The sequence below is a fragment of the Pseudomonas sp. P4_C3 genome, assembly GCF_056402075.1.
The window spans coordinates 1-662 of sequence record NZ_JBFUIC010000768.1 but is presented as its reverse complement, the minus strand read 5'-3'; the positions used below and the strand labels follow the sequence as shown (position 1 = coordinate 662).

1 pseudogene is annotated in these 662 nt (G+C 63.2%); it reads right to left on the bottom strand.

Annotated features, from left to right (window positions below):
• A pseudogene (locus AC1DVH_RS32335) lies at positions 1-662 on the bottom strand (carbon starvation CstA family protein); the annotation flags it as partial.

The window sequence follows — 662 nt, the reverse complement described above, 5'->3', positions numbered from 1 at the left end:
GGCCGGTGCCGTCGATGAACTGGGTCAGGGCCGGCATTTTCAGCTCGGGCATGGTCACCAGGATGCCGATGGCCAGGGCGACGATGGTGCCGATCTTCAGGAAGGTCGAGAGGTAGTCACGGGGCGCCAGGATCAGCCACACCGGTAACACCGCCGCGACAAAACCGTAGCCGATCAGCATCCAGGTGATCTGCAGACCGGTAAAGGTAAAGGCCTTGGCCCACACCGGATCCGCGGCAATCTGCCCGCCGAGCCAGATCGAACCSAGCAGCAATAGCACGCCGATCACCGAGATTTCACCGATGCGACCCGGACGGATGTAGCGCATGTARATGCCCATGAACATCGCGATCGGGATGGTCGCCATCACCGTGAAAATGCCCCACGGGCTTTCGGCCAGGGCTTTCACCACGATCAACGCCAGCACCGCGAGGATGATGATCATGATCAGGAAGCAACCGAACAGCGCGATGGTCCCGGGGATGCGGCCCATTTCCTCACGGACCATGTCGCCCAGCGAACGGCCGTTGCGGCGGGTGGACATGAACAGGACCATGAAGTCCTGCACCGCACCGGCCAGCACCACGCCAGCAATCAGCCACAGCGAGCGTGCCGGGCAAGTAGCCCATCTGCGCCGCCAGCACCGGACCGACCAGCGGACC